Source organism: Arthrobacter sp. UYCu512 (assembly GCF_040547075.1).
Taxonomy (GTDB): domain Bacteria; phylum Actinomycetota; class Actinomycetes; order Actinomycetales; family Micrococcaceae; genus Arthrobacter.
In genome coordinates this window covers 39624-57101 of sequence record NZ_JBEPPA010000016.1, presented here as the reverse complement: position 1 = coordinate 57101, position 17478 = coordinate 39624, and the positions used below count along the sequence as shown (strand labels likewise).

The 17478-nt window shown below is 65.3% G+C and carries 14 protein-coding genes, 1 pseudogene and 1 riboswitch; of the genes and pseudogenes, 8 read left to right on the top strand and 7 right to left on the bottom strand.

Going from position 1 to position 17478, the window contains the following annotated elements; translation table 11 throughout:
- Positions 1-56 precede the first annotated feature (56 nt).
- Genes ABIB49_RS16040 through fadE16 form a run of 3 tightly spaced genes read right to left on the bottom strand, consistent with a single transcriptional unit; the run spans position 57 to position 2995 of the window.
- Complete coding sequence (locus ABIB49_RS16040; protein WP_226774123.1) at positions 57-1058, bottom strand: Rv1681 family radical SAM protein; 1002 nt, start codon at positions 1056-1058, stop codon at positions 57-59.
- On the bottom strand, positions 1049-1861 hold the full coding sequence (locus tag ABIB49_RS16035) for an Rv1680 family SBP-like protein (protein WP_226774124.1): 813 nt from the start codon (positions 1859-1861) through the stop codon (positions 1049-1051). The genes ABIB49_RS16040 and ABIB49_RS16035 overlap by 10 nt, the downstream gene beginning before the upstream one ends.
- 3 nt (positions 1862-1864) lie before the next feature.
- Positions 1865-2995: an Rv1679 family acyl-CoA dehydrogenase gene (gene fadE16, locus ABIB49_RS16030; RefSeq protein ID WP_226774125.1), complete on the bottom strand. Its 1131-nt coding sequence runs from the start codon at positions 2993-2995 to the stop codon at positions 1865-1867.
- A 1214-nt stretch (positions 2996-4209) separates the two neighbouring features.
- Here fadE16 and tatA point away from each other — a divergent pair.
- Both tatA and tatC read left to right on the top strand, forming a co-directional pair.
- Entirely contained in the window at positions 4210-4482 is a 273-nt protein-coding gene (gene tatA / locus ABIB49_RS16025) for a Sec-independent protein translocase subunit TatA (RefSeq protein WP_226774126.1), read from the top strand.
- Between the two features lie 48 nt (positions 4483-4530).
- Positions 4531-5325, top strand: coding sequence for a twin-arginine translocase subunit TatC (tatC, locus tag ABIB49_RS16020; RefSeq protein ID WP_282468164.1), 795 nt, complete (start codon positions 4531-4533; stop codon positions 5323-5325).
- Between the two features lie 167 nt (positions 5326-5492).
- On the opposite strand, the gene ABIB49_RS16015 is transcribed toward tatC, so the two are convergent.
- Entirely contained in the window at positions 5493-5846 is a 354-nt protein-coding gene (locus tag ABIB49_RS16015; RefSeq protein ID WP_282468126.1) for a hypothetical protein, read from the bottom strand.
- Between the two features lie 32 nt (positions 5847-5878).
- Between ABIB49_RS16015 and ABIB49_RS16010 the strand changes: the two are divergent.
- Positions 5879-6610, top strand: a pseudogene (locus ABIB49_RS16010) (oxidoreductase dimerization domain-containing protein); the annotation flags it as partial.
- A gap of 354 nt (positions 6611-6964) precedes the next feature.
- Positions 6965-7072, top strand: a riboswitch (TPP riboswitch).
- Positions 7070-8800 carry a phosphomethylpyrimidine synthase ThiC gene (gene thiC, locus ABIB49_RS16005; RefSeq protein ID WP_282360937.1) on the top strand — a complete coding sequence of 577 codons (1731 nt, stop codon included), beginning with the start codon at positions 7070-7072 and terminating at the stop codon, positions 8798-8800. It overlaps the preceding riboswitch by 3 nt.
- A 374-nt stretch (positions 8801-9174) precedes the next feature.
- Here thiC and ABIB49_RS16000 read toward each other — a convergent pair whose 3' ends face one another.
- Positions 9175-11820, bottom strand: coding sequence for a bifunctional lysylphosphatidylglycerol flippase/synthetase MprF (locus tag ABIB49_RS16000; RefSeq protein WP_354157350.1), 2646 nt, complete (start codon positions 11818-11820; stop codon positions 9175-9177).
- A gap of 46 nt (positions 11821-11866) precedes the next feature.
- On the bottom strand, positions 11867-12622 hold the full coding sequence (locus ABIB49_RS15995) for a phosphatase PAP2 family protein (protein ID WP_354157349.1): 756 nt from the start codon (positions 12620-12622) through the stop codon (positions 11867-11869).
- A gap of 152 nt (positions 12623-12774) precedes the next feature.
- Here ABIB49_RS15995 and ABIB49_RS15990 point away from each other — a divergent pair, with 152 nt between their 5' ends.
- Complete coding sequence (locus ABIB49_RS15990) at positions 12775-13458, top strand: response regulator transcription factor (protein ID WP_226775923.1); 684 nt, start codon at positions 12775-12777, stop codon at positions 13456-13458.
- A gap of 147 nt (positions 13459-13605) precedes the next feature.
- The gene (locus ABIB49_RS15985) at positions 13606-13827 is read left to right on the top strand and encodes a hypothetical protein (protein ID WP_282468127.1); all 222 of its coding nucleotides are present in this window, start codon (positions 13606-13608) and stop codon (positions 13825-13827) included.
- A gap of 118 nt (positions 13828-13945) precedes the next feature.
- Here ABIB49_RS15985 and ABIB49_RS15980 read toward each other — a convergent pair whose 3' ends face one another.
- Positions 13946-15403, bottom strand: a complete 1458-nt coding sequence (locus ABIB49_RS15980; RefSeq protein WP_226775924.1) for a sensor histidine kinase — start codon at positions 15401-15403, stop codon at positions 13946-13948.
- Between the two features lie 177 nt (positions 15404-15580).
- Here ABIB49_RS15980 and ABIB49_RS15975 point away from each other — a divergent pair, with 177 nt between their 5' ends.
- Positions 15581-15913, top strand: a complete 333-nt coding sequence (locus tag ABIB49_RS15975) for a hypothetical protein (RefSeq protein WP_226775925.1) — start codon at positions 15581-15583, stop codon at positions 15911-15913.
- Between the two features lie 173 nt (positions 15914-16086).
- Positions 16087-17409 carry an alpha/beta hydrolase gene (locus ABIB49_RS15970; RefSeq protein WP_226775926.1) on the top strand — a complete coding sequence of 441 codons (1323 nt, stop codon included), beginning with the start codon at positions 16087-16089 and terminating at the stop codon, positions 17407-17409.
- Positions 17410-17478 lie beyond the last annotated feature (69 nt).

The following is a 17478-nucleotide window of genomic DNA, read 5'->3' as shown; positions in this document are numbered from 1 at the left end:
GAGCGCGCGCGGATTGAGTTCGGTCAGCTGAGCAGGTTCGGACACTGGCGGCCGTCCTACGCGCAGGGGAAAAGTTTGGCGGCGGCGCCTGCTGCAACCCAGTGTTCGGCGAAGAGCCGGTAGACCTCGCTGAGCGCCGGTCCCAGGGGTTCGATCTGTGTGCTGACCAGGGCGTGGTCATCTGTCGCTGCGACCGGATGCCAGTACACCCCGTCCGCGGTGACGGTGACTTCGGGGACCAGTGTTTCGCGGCTGAACTGCACTCCGGTGTCGGCGGCACCCTGCTGCGCGACCGGTCGAATGACCTGGTCGGTCAGCGGGATGCCGAGCCCGTCGAGAAAATCGTGCAGGGCGGCGAGATCGGTCGCGTGGGGCGAAGCGATCGTGGCAGCCACCCGGACTCGGAAACCTTCGCTAAGCGCGACGCCGACGCCGGCCACCGCGCGGGCCCAGCTGCCGGCGCCGCGGTGACCGTCGTGGATCTCCGGGGTGGGGGAGTCCAGGCTGATCTGCAGGGCGAAGTGCTCCCTCGGCATCGCCTGCAAGGAACGAAGCCCGGGCCCGCGGAACAGCATGCCGTTTGTCAGCAAGGTGGTTGGAAGCAGCCGGACGCAGTCTGTGACTATCCGGGCAATGTCAGGCAGCAGAAACGGTTCGCCGCCGGTGAGATAGACCTCCTGGACGCCCCAGTCTGCGCCCTCCCGGACCAGGCGGGCGATCCGTTCGACGCCGAGCTCCCGGCGCTCGGCCTTGGGTGAAGATGCGACACAGCAGTAGTCACAGGCCAGGTTGCAGTGGAAATTCGTATACAGCCAGAGCCGGGCCCCGGGAAGTCGGTCCGGTCCCAGCGTCAATGCCGGGTCGGGCAGCCGACCGCGACGCACGATGACGGTGCCGGGCCCGACGTCAGTCCACGACGTCGTGATGAGGGTGTTGCCCGTTCGTTCACACCAGCGTTGGACCACGTCAAACTCGCTTGCGGAGCCAACAGCCACCGCGCCGGTGGCGCCCTCGGCCAGGGACCCCACTACACGCACCAGGTCCAAGATCACCACCACTTGGTCACCCCCTGTTCCTCGACGGCGGCGAACAGCCCGGCGTAGCCGTCCAGTTCGGGCCGGACCCAGCGCCTCAACCCCTCAAGCTCGAGGATCCGTCGGTGTTCGGGCCGCTCCCAGTCCATAGCCAGCAACGTGCTGACCCATGGCTCGTGGCGTTCTGCGGGCAGGGTGTCTAAGGCGGTGAACATGCAATGGCAATACGGTTCGGTCTGCCAGACCGCCTCCAGTGCCTCCGGCATCAGTTCAGCGCCGCCGATGCCTTCCCAGGTGGTGATTCCGATGGCCGCGACGTCGGCTTCGCCGGCGAGCACGGCGTCGATGGCGTCCAGCTCGCTGCGCCCGGTGTCACCGTGCTTGCCGATGTCACTATTGAACCGCGTCACCTCCAGCAAGGTGAGGTCCAGGCCTGCCCGGGCCAGATAGTACAGCGGCAGAATGGCGGCCTGGGCCGAGTCCGCGGACCCCAAGGCCAGCCGCTGACCGGCGAGGGCGTCCGGGCCGGAGAGTCCGCTACCGGCGCGGGCGACGAACACGGTCGCGAACCGTGTGTCGGTGTCGCGCATCGCCAGGGCGCGGGCCCGCCCCCCGGTCTGCATGACCGTACGCACATAGGCCAGATTGGTGTTCCAGATGATGTCGACCTGTCCGGCGCGCAGCGCCTGGACCTGGCGTCCATAGTTGGAGAACAAGACAAAGTCCATCGGTGCCGGCGAGTCCTTGAAGTATTCGCGGATGCCTTCCCAGATGGGCACTACGTTCGGGGTGTAGGCCACAGCGCCCACCAGTAACTGCTCGGACATGGTTCAGCCTCCTGAGAACAGCGGCAGGCCAGTGAGGGCCCTACCATAGAAGTCGTAGAGCGCATCCGCCGTCGGCGCCATGACCGAGCCCGCCCGCGCATCACGGAAGGCCCGCTCGATGGGCAGGTGCTTGGAGAACGCCGCACCCCCGCAGACCCGCATTGCCGCGTCGGTGATTTCGAGTGCAGCATCATTGGCCGAGGCTTTGACCCCGAGGACATGCAGCAGCGTGTCTTCCCCGGGAGACGCGACGGTGCCGGCTGCTTGGGCCAAATAAGCACGCTGCACTGCCAGGCTGATGGCCATTCGGGCGATCTGGGCCCGGATCGTTGGCAACCCAGCCAGTGAATGGCCCAGATGTTCGAGTCGGGAAACTCCAACGTGTTCGACAGCGGCCCGGGTAGCGGCAGATGCCAGACCCAGCGAGACCGCCGCGTTGCCGAGGTTGAACCACGGCAGCACCGTCTCCATCATGCGCGCGAAGCCCGTCGCCGGCCCGCCCAGTCGGTACCCGACCGGAATGCCAGCGTTGATAGTCATCGGTGCGGAGTCGTTGCCGCGCAGCCCGAGCCCCCGCCAGGGACCGGCGACGTCCACACCCTGCGTGCCGGCGGGAAGGGCGTACAGATCCACCTCACCCGGCACGCCCGAGGGCGTGCCGGTCGAGACCACATAGACATCGGCGTGAGCGGCCGAAGTCACCCAACTCTTGTCAGCGCGCAACACGACAGTCGACCCGCTGGCGGTAGCGATCGACACGGGGGCCCAAAAATGCGACCGGGATCCCCGCTCACTGAAGGCGAGGGTGCCCAGCGTCGTCCCGCGCGCCATCCCTGCAAGCAGGTCCGGCAGATCAGGGGGCGGCGCGGCCGCAATCGTAACTGCGGCGGCGGCATGCATCAGATAGATCATGGCTGTTGAACCGCACGCCTCTGCCAGAGCACTGACCGTCTCGGTGAATACCTCCGGCCCGGCACCGGCACCGCCAACCTCGACCGGCAGCACCAGTCCCAGGAGTCCGCCGGCCCGCAACTCTGCGACCGCTTCAAGAGGATATACCCCGTCGGTGTCCACCCTCTCGGCGTGCTCCCTCGCGACCTTGACCACATCGTCCAGTGCCTGGCTTGTTGACAATCCACTCACCCTGTCCGCCCACGAAGCGCCCTCGCATACCCATCCCGTGCTGACGAGGGTCAAGGTCAGCACGTGACGATTATGCGCTCCGACCGGCCTCTACGCCAGAGCCCGTCGAGACTCACGAATAGTGCTCGCGAAATGGCGTGCCCCCATCATCCGCGAGAGCTCGCTAAACGTGGTCTGGCTTCGGGTGCGGCTGGGATGGGTCAGGGGTTCTCGTTCTCAGCGCGCAGGGCGTCACCAAGCAGTCCGCGCAGAGCATGCGCAGGCGGGGAAGCCGGACCAGGGTCGGATCGTGGATGATCCCGGCGGCGTCACGGGCATTTCTCGACATCCGACAGCTTGGTCAGCCGCCGCCGAACGGCCTGCGCGCCGGGTTCGGGGGAGATCAGCCGTCTTCAGGGTACAGGGGCAGATGTTGGCCGGGGCGGTCCACAGGACTCGGCGCAAGTTCGGAGCAGGGGTCTGGGAGCCGGACCGAAATGGGTGACGTCCGGAGCGACTTCGTCTTTGGTTCCGGAGCTGCCGGGGTGTTCGGGGGCGCATGCCGCCTAGGCGGCATGCAGGGGGTCTAGTTCGCCCAGAGGGCGTGGCTTGAGCGATGAACAATTGGACGCTGCCGCGTATGCCGCAATGATGATCGGGGGGTCACACAAAAGGTCCACGCAGGGGCCATGATTAATTTCGCGTAGGGACTCGCTGCGCGAGCCAGTTTGCCGGGTTGCTCGAATTCGGGCTCCGCTCACCGGGTTGTCATTCTTGGAGGAGGATCTGGATGATGGCCTCTTGGCGCCAAGATCGGAGATCACCTGTCCCGGCTAATTGAACTGCCTCGGGTTTTTGGTTTCTCCATGGGGAGGCATATTAAGCGGCTGATCCGGGAGCATGCTACGGCTGTGTCCTCATGGGGGCCAGCATCAACAACAAGGGCAGGAACGCGCATTCGGACAGTTCTGTTGGGATGCGCTCGCTTGTTATAGGGCTGTTCAACGATGGGCTAACGAATTGCTGGGCCGTCTTGGGGATCGCTAAGCGTCCGATCGGCAGCAAAGTATCGCCGTGCCCGGGCTCCATGACCGACAGCAGATGCCAGAAACTCGGGGATTGCACCGTCTGAGGAGTGCGCATGACCGGGGGCCGGGCGGTCCGGTATCGACGCGACACCGAACTCAGTTCGACGTAGAATTCAGTGACAGGAAAGGACTTCCGTCATGAGGCTTGAGGGCTGGCATCTGATCATCATCATCGTTCTAGTTCTGGTGCTTTTTGCTGCACCGAAGCTGCCGGGAATGGCCAGGAGCCTGGGCCAATCGATGCGTATCTTCAAGTCCGAAGTCCGCGAGATGAAGGAGGAGGGCCCTCCTGAGAAGAACGCCGCGGACGCCGAACCCGTCGAGGGCCGGACCGTGAACCACCCGAAGTCCACGGGGGTCGAAAGCCGTACCGGAGACGGAACCGACGTACCGCCGCCGACCCGCGCCTAAGACACCATGGCAGCCGGTAAGAGCAGCCGATCCAACCCTGAGGGGCGGATGGCGCTCTTGGACCACCTCAAGGAGTTGCGGAACCGGCTTTTCAAGGCTGCGGTCGCCGTCGTGCTGGGGACCGTCGTCGGCTTCCTCGTATACCAGCCCTTTCTTACGGCGCTCATCAAGCCGATCCGGGATCTGAACGAACATGAGGGCCGGCAGGCCACGCTGAACTTCGACGGCGTGGCGAGCTCCTTCGACCTGTTGATCCAAGTATCCGTGTTCCTGGGCCTGATCCTCGCCAGTCCGGTCTGGCTCTACCAGCTCTGGGCGTTCATCGTGCCGGGCCTGCATAAGAAGGAACGCCGGCTCGCCTTGTCGTTCGTCGCGGCAGCCGTGCCGCTGTTCCTCGGCGGCGTGGCCCTGGCCTGGCTCGTGCTGCCGAACGCCGTGCGGGTGTTGACGGATTTCACTCCCGCCGGGGGCTCCAACTTCATCAGCGCCCAGATCTACCTGTCCTTCGTCCTGCGCCTGCTCCTCGCGTTCGGCATCGCGTTCCTGCTCCCTGTGGTCCTGTTCGGCCTGAACCTGGCCGGGCTGGTCAAGGGCGCCCAACTCCTCAAGAGCTGGCGGATCACTGTGTTCCTCGTGTGTCTGTTTGCCGCCATGGCCGCGCCGGGCGCGGATGCCACGAGTATGTTCTATCTTGCCGTGCCCATGCTGGTGTTGTTCTTCACGGCCATCGGGCTCTGCCTGCTTAATGATCGCCGCCGGGAACGGCGGACGGTCAAGCTTGCCGCGGAGACCGAAGCCCGCGCGGACCTGGCAACGCCCGGCTCCGAACTGGGGAATCTCTAGCCCTTGGCGCAACGGGTCAGCCGCGCACCATGTGCCTGGCGGGAAGCGGATCAGCCCGGTGAGGCCCGCCGGCGCATGGGCCTTTCTGCCCCGACCACGGCCGGCGGGCAGCCCCCGGGGTGCCCGCTTGCCGTGGTCCATCCGTTTCTGTATGGGTGTGGGGTGGGTCAGGCGCTGGCTGCGCTCCGGTTGATCTCGCCGTTTACCCCCTTGGGGAAGAACCCGCCTTCTCTTTCTGCTTTGGCGGTGAGGTAGGCGATGTTCAGGACCTGCCCCGGGCTGCGGCTGAAAGCGATGCCGTTTGCGTCGGTCGGGACAAGGTTGGCGGTGTCTTTAGTGCCAATACCCTGATCGAGATCAGTTGATCCATCGAGGCTGTCCCGGGCGTCGGAGATCGCTTGGGCTGGTACCTGCAGATCACGAGCGTAGAGGGTGGTTCTGATGATTCCGGCGTGATAAGCCTCGACAGCGAGGATACCGGCGGCGGCTTCGAGGTCAATGCCGCAATTTGCCGTCCTCATGTATGCAGACGAGTCCCTCCATACTGTCGACGCAGCAGAGTCTGGCCTCGGCCGAGGAACCCGACGCCTCCCAGGCCCTGATGGGCGTCTTCGCCGACGAAGGTATCCGGGTCGTCCGCCGGGCGGCCGTGTCCTCGGTGCGCACGGACCCGGCCACCGGCGGGATCATCGCGACCGCGATCGTCTCAGGCGGGCAGCAGGAATTCCGGGCCGCCAGACTGCTCGTCGCCACCGGACGCCGGCCGGTCACGAACGGACTGAACCTGGCCACGGTCGGCGGCAAAACCGGGCACCGGGGCGAAATCCTCTTGCAGAACATCCTAGCCAGCTCCCACGAACGGATCTGGGCCGCCGGGGAAGGGACCGGACACCCCGAATTCGTCTACGTCGCAGCCGCCCACGGCTCCCTGTTGGTGGAGAACGCCTTCAACAACGCCGGCCGTGAGGTCGACGCAGCCGGTATCCGGTGCGAATGCCGGGTGCTTCCCCTGGCATTCGTCCCCAGAGCCTTGGTGAACAGGGACACCCGAGGCTTCATCCAAATTGTCGCCGACGCGGACAACGGACGGATCGTGGGAATGACCGCCGTCGCCAAGGACGCCGGTGACCTGGCCGCGGCCGGGGTCTTCATCATGGAAGCTGGAATGACTGTGGAGCAGGTGGCGAACCTATGGAGCGCGTACCTCACAATGGCCGAAGGAATCAAGATCGCCGCCCAGTCCTTCACCACCGATGTCTCCAAACTCTCATGCTGCGCCTCGTGACCAGCTAGGCCTCCACACGGATGCAGCAGGCCTCGTTGAGTACGACTTCATCGATCCAGCCGACCTCCGTCCTCACAGGTTACCGACATCGTCCTCGCACCCTCTCGCCCTCGCTGCCCCGGCACGGATCAACAGTGCAGGCGTCTGCATCATTTCGAATGCTGTGCGTTCGGAGGACTGCCGGCTGGCCAGAGGAGCGCATCATCCTCGGCAGCTGCCGACAGGAGTCTCAGCTTCCGGTGATTCGGCGTGCACTGCGTTGCTGGAGGGCCTGCTTCCGATAATGGCTGCCGTCCGGGGGATACCCGGGATCATCCAGAGCGGTAGAACGGGCACGCTGGGGTGCTACGATTTTTCCATCCACACGGGTGCCCATGCAAGGGCTGAGATCGGGCTGATGCAGTCTGCGACCGTTGAACCTGTCCGGGTCATGCCGGCGAAGGAAGTAGGAAACCACTGATGAGCTCCATGAATTCACATTCGCTCGCGTACGCCCGAGACCCCGAAAATGGCATTAGGGTCCCTGTCACGGAGATTGCTCTGGAGGACTCTCCGAACGGGACGAAGAATCCACCGTTCACGGTCTACCGGACGGCCGGGCCCGGAAGCGATCCTGTGATCGGCCTGGAGCCGTTCCGGTCCGAATGGATAGAATCCAGGGGCGACACCGAGCCCTACGGCGGCCGGGAACGGAACCTGCTCGACGACGGTAAATCCGCCGTGCGACGGGGTGCCGCTTCTGCTGAATGGAAAGGCGCGCAGCCGGTTCCCCGCCGCGCCCTCGAGGGTAAGACCGTTACCCAGATGCGCTACGCCCGCCAGGGCGTCATCACTCCCGAGATGCGGTTTGTGGCAGTGCGGGAAAACTGCGACGTTGAGCTGGTGCGCGGCGAAGTTGCCGCAGGTCGGGCCATCATTCCCAACAACATCAACCACCCCGAATCCGAACCGATGATCATCGGCAAGGCCTTCCTCGTGAAGATCAACGCCAACATCGGCAACTCCGCGGTCACCTCCTCCATCGCTGAGGAAGTGGACAAACTGCAGTGGGCCGCCCGATGGGGCGCCGACACCGTGATGGACCTCTCCACCGGCGATGACATCCACACCACCCGTGAATGGATCATCCGCAACGCTCCGGTCCCGATTGGGACAGTACCGATCTATCAGGCACTGGAGAAGGTCAACGGTGAGGCCAATGACCTGACCTGGGAAATCTATCGGGACACCGTGATCGAACAATGCGAGCAGGGCGTGGACTATATGACCGTCCACGCCGGGGTGCTGCTGCGGTACGTCCCCCTGACCGCCAACCGGGTGACCGGTATCGTCTCCCGCGGCGGGTCGATCATGGCCGGCTGGTGCCTGGCCCACCACCAGGAGAACTTCCTCTACACACACTTCGACGAACTGTGCGAGATCTTCGCCAAGTACGACGTCGCCTTTTCCCTGGGTGATGGCCTGCGGCCCGGCGCGACCGCGGATGCCAACGACGCCGCCCAGTTCGCCGAACTGGACACCCTCGCCGAACTCACCAAGCGGGCCTGGAAGTACGACGTGCAGGTCATGGTCGAAGGCCCCGGGCACATCCCCTTCCACCTCGTCCGCGAAAACGTCGAGCGACAGCAGGAACTCTGCGACGGCGCCCCCTTCTACACCCTCGGCCCGTTGGTGACCGACATCGCCCCAGGCTATGACCACATCACCTCGGCCATCGGCGCCACCGAAATCGCCCGCTACGGCACCGCAATGCTCTGCTACGTCACGCCCAAGGAACACCTCGGGTTGCCGAACAAGGATGACGTCAAGACCGGCGTCATCACCTACAAAATCGCGGCCCACGCCGCCGACCTCGCCAAAGGACACCCAGGAGCCCACGAACGCGACGACGCCCTGTCAAAAGCACGGTTCGAGTTCCGCTGGCGGGACCAGTTCGCACTTTCCCTGGACCCGGAAACAGCCGAATCCTTCCATGACGAGACGTTGCCCGCCGAGCCGGCGAAGACCGCGCACTTCTGCTCCATGTGCGGACCCAAGTTCTGCTCCATGCGGCTCTCCCAGGACATCCGCGACCAGTTCGGAGGCATGTCCGAACAGGAAGCCATCGCCGGAATGAACGCTAAATCCGACGAGTTCCGCGAATCCGGCGGGAAGGTCTACCTCCCCGAACCCGTCGTGCCCGGGAGCTAGGAACGAGGAGCGGGTTCGGGCAGCGCCGGCACTCCGGCGCCGGTCCTGCCCCGATCCGGAACTAGAGATCTGTTCGACAGGGTCGGCGGGGAGGGCTGTGAGTCGGCGTCGGTCCCGTCGATCTGCTCGACCATGAGTTCGCGATCCGCCCGGTATTGACGAATCTCGGGGCGGAGGTGGTGGTCTTACTGGCGCAGGAGCTCACGTCCGCTGAGCGAATCGCCGGTTGAGTCCGTCTCCTTGGATGCGCCCCGCTGGTGAGTAGGGCTTTGGAGTTTCTGATTTCTTGCATGAGTAGTTCCGACCGGACCAGCCCGGGGTTGACGTCGGCGCGGCGGGCAACCTCCGAGACCGTGATGGGCAGGGTCAAGTTGTTATTCGCTTTTCTTCACCGGCGTTTCGGGCTGGGATGGCGGGTGACGGTACGGTCTACTGACTCGGGTGCGGGGTTGTTTGGGTGCACTTAGCAGGCGCCGGGCCAGGGTTAGGGTTTCTGCGAGGTTGACAGTGGGGAGGTAGGCGCGGGTGATGGCGTTGGCAATGGCGGGCAGTGCGGCTGCGTCAGGGTAGAGCATGTAGAGGGGTTCGTAGCGGGGCTGGAATTTTGCTTTGAATGCCAGCAGGGACCTGAACCCGTAGACAGGTTCCAGGGTCGCGCCGAGCCGGTCGAGGAGCCGGTCCAGGCTGCCGGAGCTCTGGTTGCTTGCCGAAGCTGGTCCGCGCTGTGGTGGTTCGTTGTGCCGGGCCAGCGGCGCTCCAGAGAGGCTGATGAACCCGTATCCTTCGTTTTTGAGGCTGAGTGAGGCGGAAGCGATAAGGAATTCGATGCCGGCACGGAATCCGTTGGTGCGGCGCCGCATGAAGTCCAGGGTCCAGCCTTCGATGGTGCCGTTGTTGTAGACGGGCAGCCAAGAGGCGACGGCGTGGACCATGTGGTCAGTGCCGACGGCAACCAGCAGTCGGACCTCGGGGTCGTTGAGTTCGTCCAGGCTTCCGAGGGTGAATCCCATTTCGGGCATTTTCTTGTCGGCGACCCATTCTTCCGAGATCTCCTGGATCTGTGCCAGTACCGAGAACGATGCGGTCCGGTATGTGGTCCATTCGGCACTGATCCCGGCTTTGGCGGCGTTATTCATCGCGGTTCGGACGTCCTGGAATTTCTTTCCTTTAAAGGACACCGCATCAAGCGGCAGGATCGTTTCCTGGGCGACCTGCACTGAGCCCCAGCCCAGGGACGCGGCGTGGTCGCGCAGATCCAGGGGGACGGAGTAGAAGCACGGGGTCCAGCCTTGCCCACTGCAAAAACGGGTGAACTCCTCGAACGTGGCATGGCGAGGGGTCACGGGTCCGACCGGGCCGCCCAGGGCCAGGGCAACCCCAGCGATGACACGATAGGCGATGAAACTTTCACCGGTGGAGGAGAACCAGTACATATTCCCTGGCCAGGTCGTCATCCAGGACAAGTTGCCACCGTGGTTGGCTTTCAGTATTTCTCGTGCGAGTCCGGTACCGGAGTGGTGCTGTGTTGGGGCCGGGCGCAGGAAGGTTTTTAAGGTCATGATTGCGGTGACAGCCCAGAAGACAATGCCGACTCCTTCATAGAGAACGGTTGCAGCGGCGCCCTGGGGAACGAACGCCGGGGCAAGATCGAGCATGTATCCCAGCGGCAGAAACCTATCCGGTATATCTGCGAGCAGTTCCCTGGGTCCCGGGACGGGTGTGATGCTGGGAGCCAGGAGGATTCCGGCCAACAGGTAGACGGAGGCAAGGACGGCTGCTGTCTTCCCGGTGCTGACCGCGAGCCGTCGGTAGGTTCCGGCAGGGGCCGACACCGGAAAAAGCCCGCGGAAGATCAGCAGCACCAGCGTCAGCACCGCGGGCAGGAGTAGCGGCAGCACCAGCGCGAGAGGGTGCGTGTACCGGGCAGTTTCGATGGCGCCGATCCCTTCGGGCGCCACGGTGCCCGGTGCTCCCGGATACAGCACCCCTGCGATGGTGATTCCGGCCAGCACGGACAAACCCAGCTGAACCAGCACGGCGGCGGCCCAGGCGAAGCGGCGTCCTCGGCGTAAACCGTCTGCGAGGATCAGTAAGAGAAAAGATGGCAGGACCGCCATGAAAATTGCGCCGGCGCCGGCGCGCAGCTGCAGTTGCGCGCCGGCGCATTCCTTCGCTTGTCCCGGGTCGGCGCACAGGACTTGGAGTGTCGCCGGGTCCACGGGCTGAATGTTGGTGAACAGGAAACGCAGCACCGATAGCGGTCCCGCGGCGTGCGGCGTCAGGCCGGCGACGACGGGCCCGACGGCCGACACGGCCACCAGCAGCGCGATGAGGACCCGGCCCTCATGCCGGGAGCTGACGGGGCGGACGAAACGGGGCGCCCTCCCACACAGGACCGGGCCCAGGAGCGCCCCGGCACCTGCGGCGCTGAGGCGGACCAGGTCCGCGAACCCGCCGCTGTAGAGGGCCAGGAGTACCAGCAGGGCGAAGACGACGAGGCGGACCCGCCGCCGCCACAGGGTCGGCATCATCGCCGTCCCCGCCATAATGGCCCCGGTCATGAGTGCAGTGGGACCAAGGAAGAGGTGCCCGCTCATTTCCTGAGTCCAGGTCCCCATGATCTGATGTGCAACCGTGAGGAACGCGAGAGCTGCACTAATTCCGAGTATCTGGCTGCCCAGGGCCGCTACGGCGAACCTGAGGCTTCCCATCCGGTATTCGAGTGCCAGCCCGACTACGAGCACAACTGCGCTTCCCAGCAGGTACCCGGTCAGGTTCTGCGCCCACAGCCCGGAACTCAGAAGCGCCCACCAGCGGCCGGGCAGTGAGTGCGCTGTTGCTGCCACGTTGGGACGCAAGGTGCCGGCCGGGCCGGTGATGATGGTGGATGTCAGAGCTCCGGCGGCCCAAAAGACCAGGACAAAACCCGCTGTAACCGGGGCACGGCGCAGAATTTCGATCCGGGACAGCCAACGCCCTTGGTGGGGCACGGTTCCGGGATCCGGCGGTGGCACTGGCACGGGAATTCCTTTGAGCAGATGCGGAGGGAACGGAAATTGCCCGAGGCTATCCCGCATGGTTGCTGGTCCTGTGGCGTCGCCGCCGATCCAGCGTCTTTGCATCGAATCCGCGAATCAGGCCAATTCCGGAGATCCGCGGCGCGATGACTTTGTTCCAGACCGGCAGCCAAGCCAGGATCGCCGCACTGCTGATCAGGACGGATCCGATGACGTCGCTAAGGTAATGCACCCCGAGGTACATCCGGGAGAACGCCACAACGGTTGCGAAAAGGGAGCCTGCGGCAAGTACTGTCAGGCGCTGCCCGGTTCCGTGGGCGAGGACCAGCACGGCGGCCAGCGCCAGGGAGACTGCGAAGGCCGTGTGTCCGGAAGGGAAGCTGTTGTTGCCCGTTTCGGCGATCAGCGCTCCGGTCGCGTCGGCAGGCGGCCGGGAACGGCTGACCAAGATCTTTCCGGCTGTTGCGGCCAGCCACCCGACAGCAACAACGGAGCCGAAGGCCAGCGCCTGAACCGGTCGACGGCGGTACCAGAGCAGGTACCCGCAGATCATCAGCACCAGCGCCAGGGCACCGGCCGGTCCAAGTCCGTAGTGAATGGCCTCACTGAGCGCAGTCAAGGCACTGTTCCTCCCATGACTCAGGAAGATGTCCAGGCCCAGCTCCGGGGCCAGGGGCCCGAAGGACTTCGCGGCCATCCCGGCCGCGGTCGTGGTCGCGAAAATGGAGAGCGCGGCCGTCGCCCACCACCAGGACCGCAGCCCGGGGAAGATCGTGTTCGGGTGTTCGGAAAATGAATCCATCATGTTGTCCTGACAGTGAGCTGGTCGTTGCGGGCCTTATGCCCACCAGCATGGAGCAGCGGCTCTGAGAGAAAGCTGAGAGGATCACCGCCGTTTCTCAGGCGCCGCTCAAGCTGCGTCGGGGATACTGCGGTTATCAACGAAAGGGGACCATCATGCGGATCTTGCTGGTCGAGGATGAAACGACACTGGCGGAGACCATTCGACGCGGACTCACTAATGAGGGCTTCGTCGTCGACGTCACCGCCGACGGGGTCAGCGGCCTGTGGGCAGCGACGGAGAACCCGTACGACGTGATCCTGCTGGATCTTATGCTTCCGCTCAAAAACGGGTACGACGTCCTCAAGGAACTGCGTGAACGCCTGATCTGGACCCCTGTTCTGATGCTGACGGCCAAAGACGGCGAATACGACCAGACGGACGCATTCGATCTGGGAGCCGATGACTACCTGACTAAACCCTTCAGCTTCATCGTCCTGGTCGCCAGGATCCGTGCCCTGGTCCGCCGCGGCGCCCCGGTACGGCCCGTCACACTGACTCTCGGGTCCCTCACCCTGGATCCGGGCAGCCGCAATGTGCGCCGTCGCGGCTCCACCATCGAACTGACCGCCCGGGAGTACGGTCTGTTGCACTACCTGATGCGCAGCCACGACCAGGTCGTGTCAAAGTCCCAGATCCTCGACAACGTCTGGGACCCGGCGTTCGAGGGCGGTGAGAACGTCGTAGAGGTCTATATTGGCTATCTGCGGCGGAAAATTGATACCCCGTTCGGGCTGCAGACCCTTACCACCATGCGGGGAATGGGCTACAAACTTACCGCCGACCGGCCGCCCGCATAAAGAACGTCCGCGACCGGCTCCTGCTTCGGGCACCCGGCGGCCAGTGGTGTTCGGCCGGAACATTGCGCTGCCGGTGTGGAATCGCCATAGCGTGCGCGGAACGGCTTCCCCGAATTAGCGTTCCGCTTCGATCTTTCGCTCGTCAGTGTGGAGTTCCTGGGGGTACCCGGTGAGAAAATCCAGATCCGGGCCGACCTTACCTCTGCCCGCCGTGCCCGGTCCCGGGGCCTGGCTGCGCTGGCGGCGGTTCCCGTCGTTTTGCCGTGCTCCGCCGCTGACGCCGAACCCAAGCCGAGGGTCAAAGCGAGGATGATCGCCAGTGTGGTGCTGGATGCGCTACGACAGTTCAAACGGACCACCTTTCCGTAGGTGAACTGAGGAACCACTGTGGCTTCCCGCGCCGGAAGGCCGCATCCGCTGCATCCGATGAGGCAGCAACTGACCTGTGCCAGGTTTTCGACGCCTTGAGCAGCCGGGCGCGGCGTCTTTACGGCGCTTCGGCCAGGCGCGGGTCCACTGCATGGTTCGGCGCCCCTGGTTGGCGGGCTGTGGCGGGGGCCGGCGTGAAGCCCAACTCGAACCGGCATCCGCCGTCGGGGGTTTCACCTGTGCGGATCCAGCCGTGGTGGGCTGCCATGATTCCCGCGGCGATGGCCAAGCCGAGGCCGCTGCCGCCGCTTTCACGGGACCGGCTTTGATCAAGCCGGACAAACCGCTCGAAGATCCGCGTCCGTTCCCCCACCGGCACCGGCGGCCCGTCGTTATCGATCGTGACGAGCGCCCCGTCGGTAGTGTTGAGCAGCCTAATGCTGATCCGGGAGACGGCGTGCCGGTCGGCGTTGTCCAGGACGTTGCGAATGACCTGGCCCAGCCGCCGCGGGTCTCCGGCGACCCTGACGGGCTCAAGGGTGACCTCGATCAGGCGGGTAGTGGTGGAACGCAGCCGGCGGACTTCCTCATTCAGGACATCATCAAGATCTACGTCTGTGGTCTCAATCCGGAGGCCGCCGTCGTTGGTTTTGGCCAGGGTCAGCAGATCCTCCACCAGGTAACGCATGCGGGCTGTTTCCCCTGCCAGGATGTTTTTCATTTGCTCCCAGGTGGCCCCGGAGGTGTCTGCGGCGGCGATCTCCACCCCGGCGCTGAGGGTCGCCAGCGGGCTGCGCAGTTCGTGGCTGGCGTCGGAAACGAAGCGGCGTTGTTCCTGGTCCGAGGCCTGCAGCCTACCCAGCATCATGTTCATCGTCTCGGCTAGGGCCTGGATCTCATCGGCGGTCGGCGGCACGTCCACGCGCCCGTCCAGGCTCCGGGCACTGATCCCCGCGACCTGGCCACGGATGCGTTCCACTTGCCGCAGTGACCGTCCCACCAGCACCCAGACGGAAATGCCCACAACCGCCAGCAGCGCCGGGGTGGCGCCGAGGATGAACCAGGCCACTGTGGAAACGGTGTCGGCCTGGACTTGGACGGTCGCAGCGACGACCACCGTGTAGAGCCTGCCGCCGACATCGACGCCGGTCGCCACGATCAGGAAATCATCATCGTCACGCAGGCTCGGCAGCCCGGAAACGTCCTGGGTCAGGGTCTGTCCGGCCCCGGGACGAAGGGAAGTTAACGGGGCCGCGGCCGCTGCAGGTATCGATGAGGCGAAAACAGAACCTCCCGGCGCGAGGATTTGGACGTACTGTCCGGTGTGGGCGGTCGAGGCGATGTACTGGCCGGCCTCACCGACGTCCTGGCCGGAAATCTGTGCGATGACGTCCAAGCTTTGCTGCCGTGCCGTCGTTTCCGTTGACGCCACAAGGGAGCTCTGGAGCAGGACGAGCAGGACGATCCCGCCCACTGCCAGTGCCGCCGCGACGACCAGTACCGCGGTCGCGGTCGCGCGCTTGCGCACACCCCATCGTGCACGGCGCCAGCGCGCCAAACCCTGAGCAGCATCCATGTTCCAAGGATGGGCCCGGCAACGGGCAGAAAACAAACCCCGCCCCCGGGGCCTGTCTCAGCCAGGCCTCAAGCACGCTAAGTCTCCTCTCAGCCTCCACGGACCACACTGGATCCAGAGCCACCCGCACCGGGAGGCGCCGGCGGACCCAAGAGTCCGCTAGGAAAGGAGCCGGACATGAACGTCAAAGACCTGAAAACCAAGACCAAGATCGTCATCGTCAGTGCAGGAGTCCTCGGCATGGCCGGGCTGGGGCTTGGGGCCGCTAACGCTGCAACCCCGACGCCGACCACCACCCAGTCCGTCACGGCGGACACGCCCACTCCGGGCGACACGGCCGACGTACCAGGTGCTGTCGACACCCCCACAGCCGGTGACGCTGCGGATGCCCCGGGGGCTGTCGAGGGTACCGAAACGACAGACGCCCCCGAAGCCCCCGGTGACACCGGCCCGAACGTCGAACAGACCGGTGACCACACCGATCCCGGCGACGCCCCGGGTTCCCCGTAGCGCCGCCGCGCAGGCGGACCTGAGGAAAGGACCGGCCGACAACACAGCGCCGCCGACGTACCGGGACCCGCGAAGCACCCCGCTTCGCGGGTTTTCCGGCGCCCGGGCAACAGCACCAGCGTCCGTTATCAACTCCAGCGTCCGGGAGCCCCGGCAGTTCGAAGGATTAAGGCATGAACGCTCTTTCCGGGTTGGATCTGCTCACCGGGGTTGTTCCCCTCAGTGTCGGGTCCGCGGCAGCGGCGGCAGGACTATACCTCCTCATCCGCCGCGGGCGGAGTTGGTGGATGAAGATAGCCGCGGCGGTCGCCGCCGCGGCCCTGCTGGCATTGGGGACAGGCTGGTTTCTGGTCCACGTGGCCGCCGTATCAGCCCAGGAGCTGCCGTGGCCCGTTACCGCGTGGATCGGCATCGCGTGCCTGGCTGTGCTGTTGGCGGGTTTGAACCTGGCCGGAACCGGCTGGCGCCGCAGAGCACTGGCACCGGTGGCCATGGCAGTGCTGATTCTGGGTGCCGCGTTGCAGGTGAATGCCTACTTCGGCGCCTACCGGACTCTCAGGGACCTGACCGGGGCCAGTACCGCAGCCATCCAGACGCTTCCGGAAGGCGCCCGAGTGGGGCCCCAGACCGCGCTCCAGCCTGCGCCCGGCCCGAAGGCGGGGCCGTTGGCGAGGACGTGGGTGAAACCCGCGGGACTCCCGGCGGCCGGGACGGTCAACTCGGTGCAGATCCCGGGTGCGGTGTCCGGCTTCGCCGCCGGCAATGCCTACGTCTACCTCCCGCCGGCTTACCAGGACGCGTCCCGGCCGGCGCTGCCTGTCCTGGTCCTGGTCGCAGGCCAGCCCGGCTCCCCGGCCGACTGGATCACCGCCGGCGCGGTAGCAACGGCCATGGATGCTTTTGCCGCAACACACGACGGGCTCGCGCCCGTCGTGGTCATCCCCGATGTCAACGGCTCGGCGAACGGCAACACCATGTGCATGGATTCCCGGATCGCCAAGGCCGACACGTACCTCTCTACCGATGTCCCGGCTTGGATCAAGGCCACTCTGAGGGTGGATCCGGACCCCGCCCGGTGGGCGATCGGCGGTTTCTCGTTTGGTGGGACCTGCGCCCTGCAGATGGCGTCCCTGCACGCGAATGTCTACCCATCAGCGATCGACCTCAGCGGCGAAGCGGAGCCGGCCCTGGGTCCCGACCGGGCAGCGACCATCGGGCAGGCGTTCGGCGGCAACACGGCCGCCTTTGACGCGGTGGTGCCCCTGAAGGTGCTGGCGGCCCGGCACTACGCCCACAGCAGGATTTACCTTGCCGCCGGGGCGCAGGACGGGACGTTCTCTGGCTACCAGGCCCGGGTCGCTGACGCGGCGGCCAAGGCCGGCATGGACGTCACGACCGCACTGGTGCCCGGTCAGGGACACTCCTGGGAGGTACCGCGGCAGTCTCTGGCCCCGGCCATGGACTGGCTCGCGCCGATCCTGGGGCTGAGCGGCTAAGACCGGGAATCCGATGACCGACGCATCCTCAGGGTTCTCTTATCGACTGGAGCATAGGTTTCAAAGCAT

Excerpts from the sequence above, each read along its gene's own strand:
- ABIB49_RS15990 (WP_226775923.1), top strand. The coding sequence starts at position 12,775 with ATGCGGATCTTGCTGGTCGAGGATGAAACGACACTGGCGGAGACCATT.
- ABIB49_RS15975 (WP_226775925.1), top strand. The coding sequence starts at position 15,581 with ATGAACGTCAAAGACCTGAAAACCAAGACCAAGATCGTCATCGTCAGT.
- ABIB49_RS15995 (WP_354157349.1), bottom strand. The coding sequence starts at position 12,622 with ATGATGGATTCATTTTCCGAACACCCGAACACGATCTTCCCCGGGCTG.
- thiC (WP_282360937.1), top strand. The coding sequence starts at position 7,070 with ATGAGCTCCATGAATTCACATTCGCTCGCGTACGCCCGAGACCCCGAA.
- tatC (WP_282468164.1), top strand. The coding sequence starts at position 4,531 with ATGGCGCTCTTGGACCACCTCAAGGAGTTGCGGAACCGGCTTTTCAAG.
- ABIB49_RS16015 (WP_282468126.1), bottom strand. The coding sequence starts at position 5,846 with ATGAGGACGGCAAATTGCGGCATTGACCTCGAAGCCGCCGCCGGTATC.
- tatA (WP_226774126.1), top strand. The coding sequence starts at position 4,210 with ATGAGGCTTGAGGGCTGGCATCTGATCATCATCATCGTTCTAGTTCTG.
- ABIB49_RS15980 (WP_226775924.1), bottom strand. The coding sequence starts at position 15,403 with ATGGATGCTGCTCAGGGTTTGGCGCGCTGGCGCCGTGCACGATGGGGT.
- ABIB49_RS16035 (WP_226774124.1), bottom strand. The coding sequence starts at position 1,861 with ATGTCCGAGCAGTTACTGGTGGGCGCTGTGGCCTACACCCCGAACGTA.
- ABIB49_RS15970 (WP_226775926.1), top strand. The coding sequence starts at position 16,087 with ATGAACGCTCTTTCCGGGTTGGATCTGCTCACCGGGGTTGTTCCCCTC.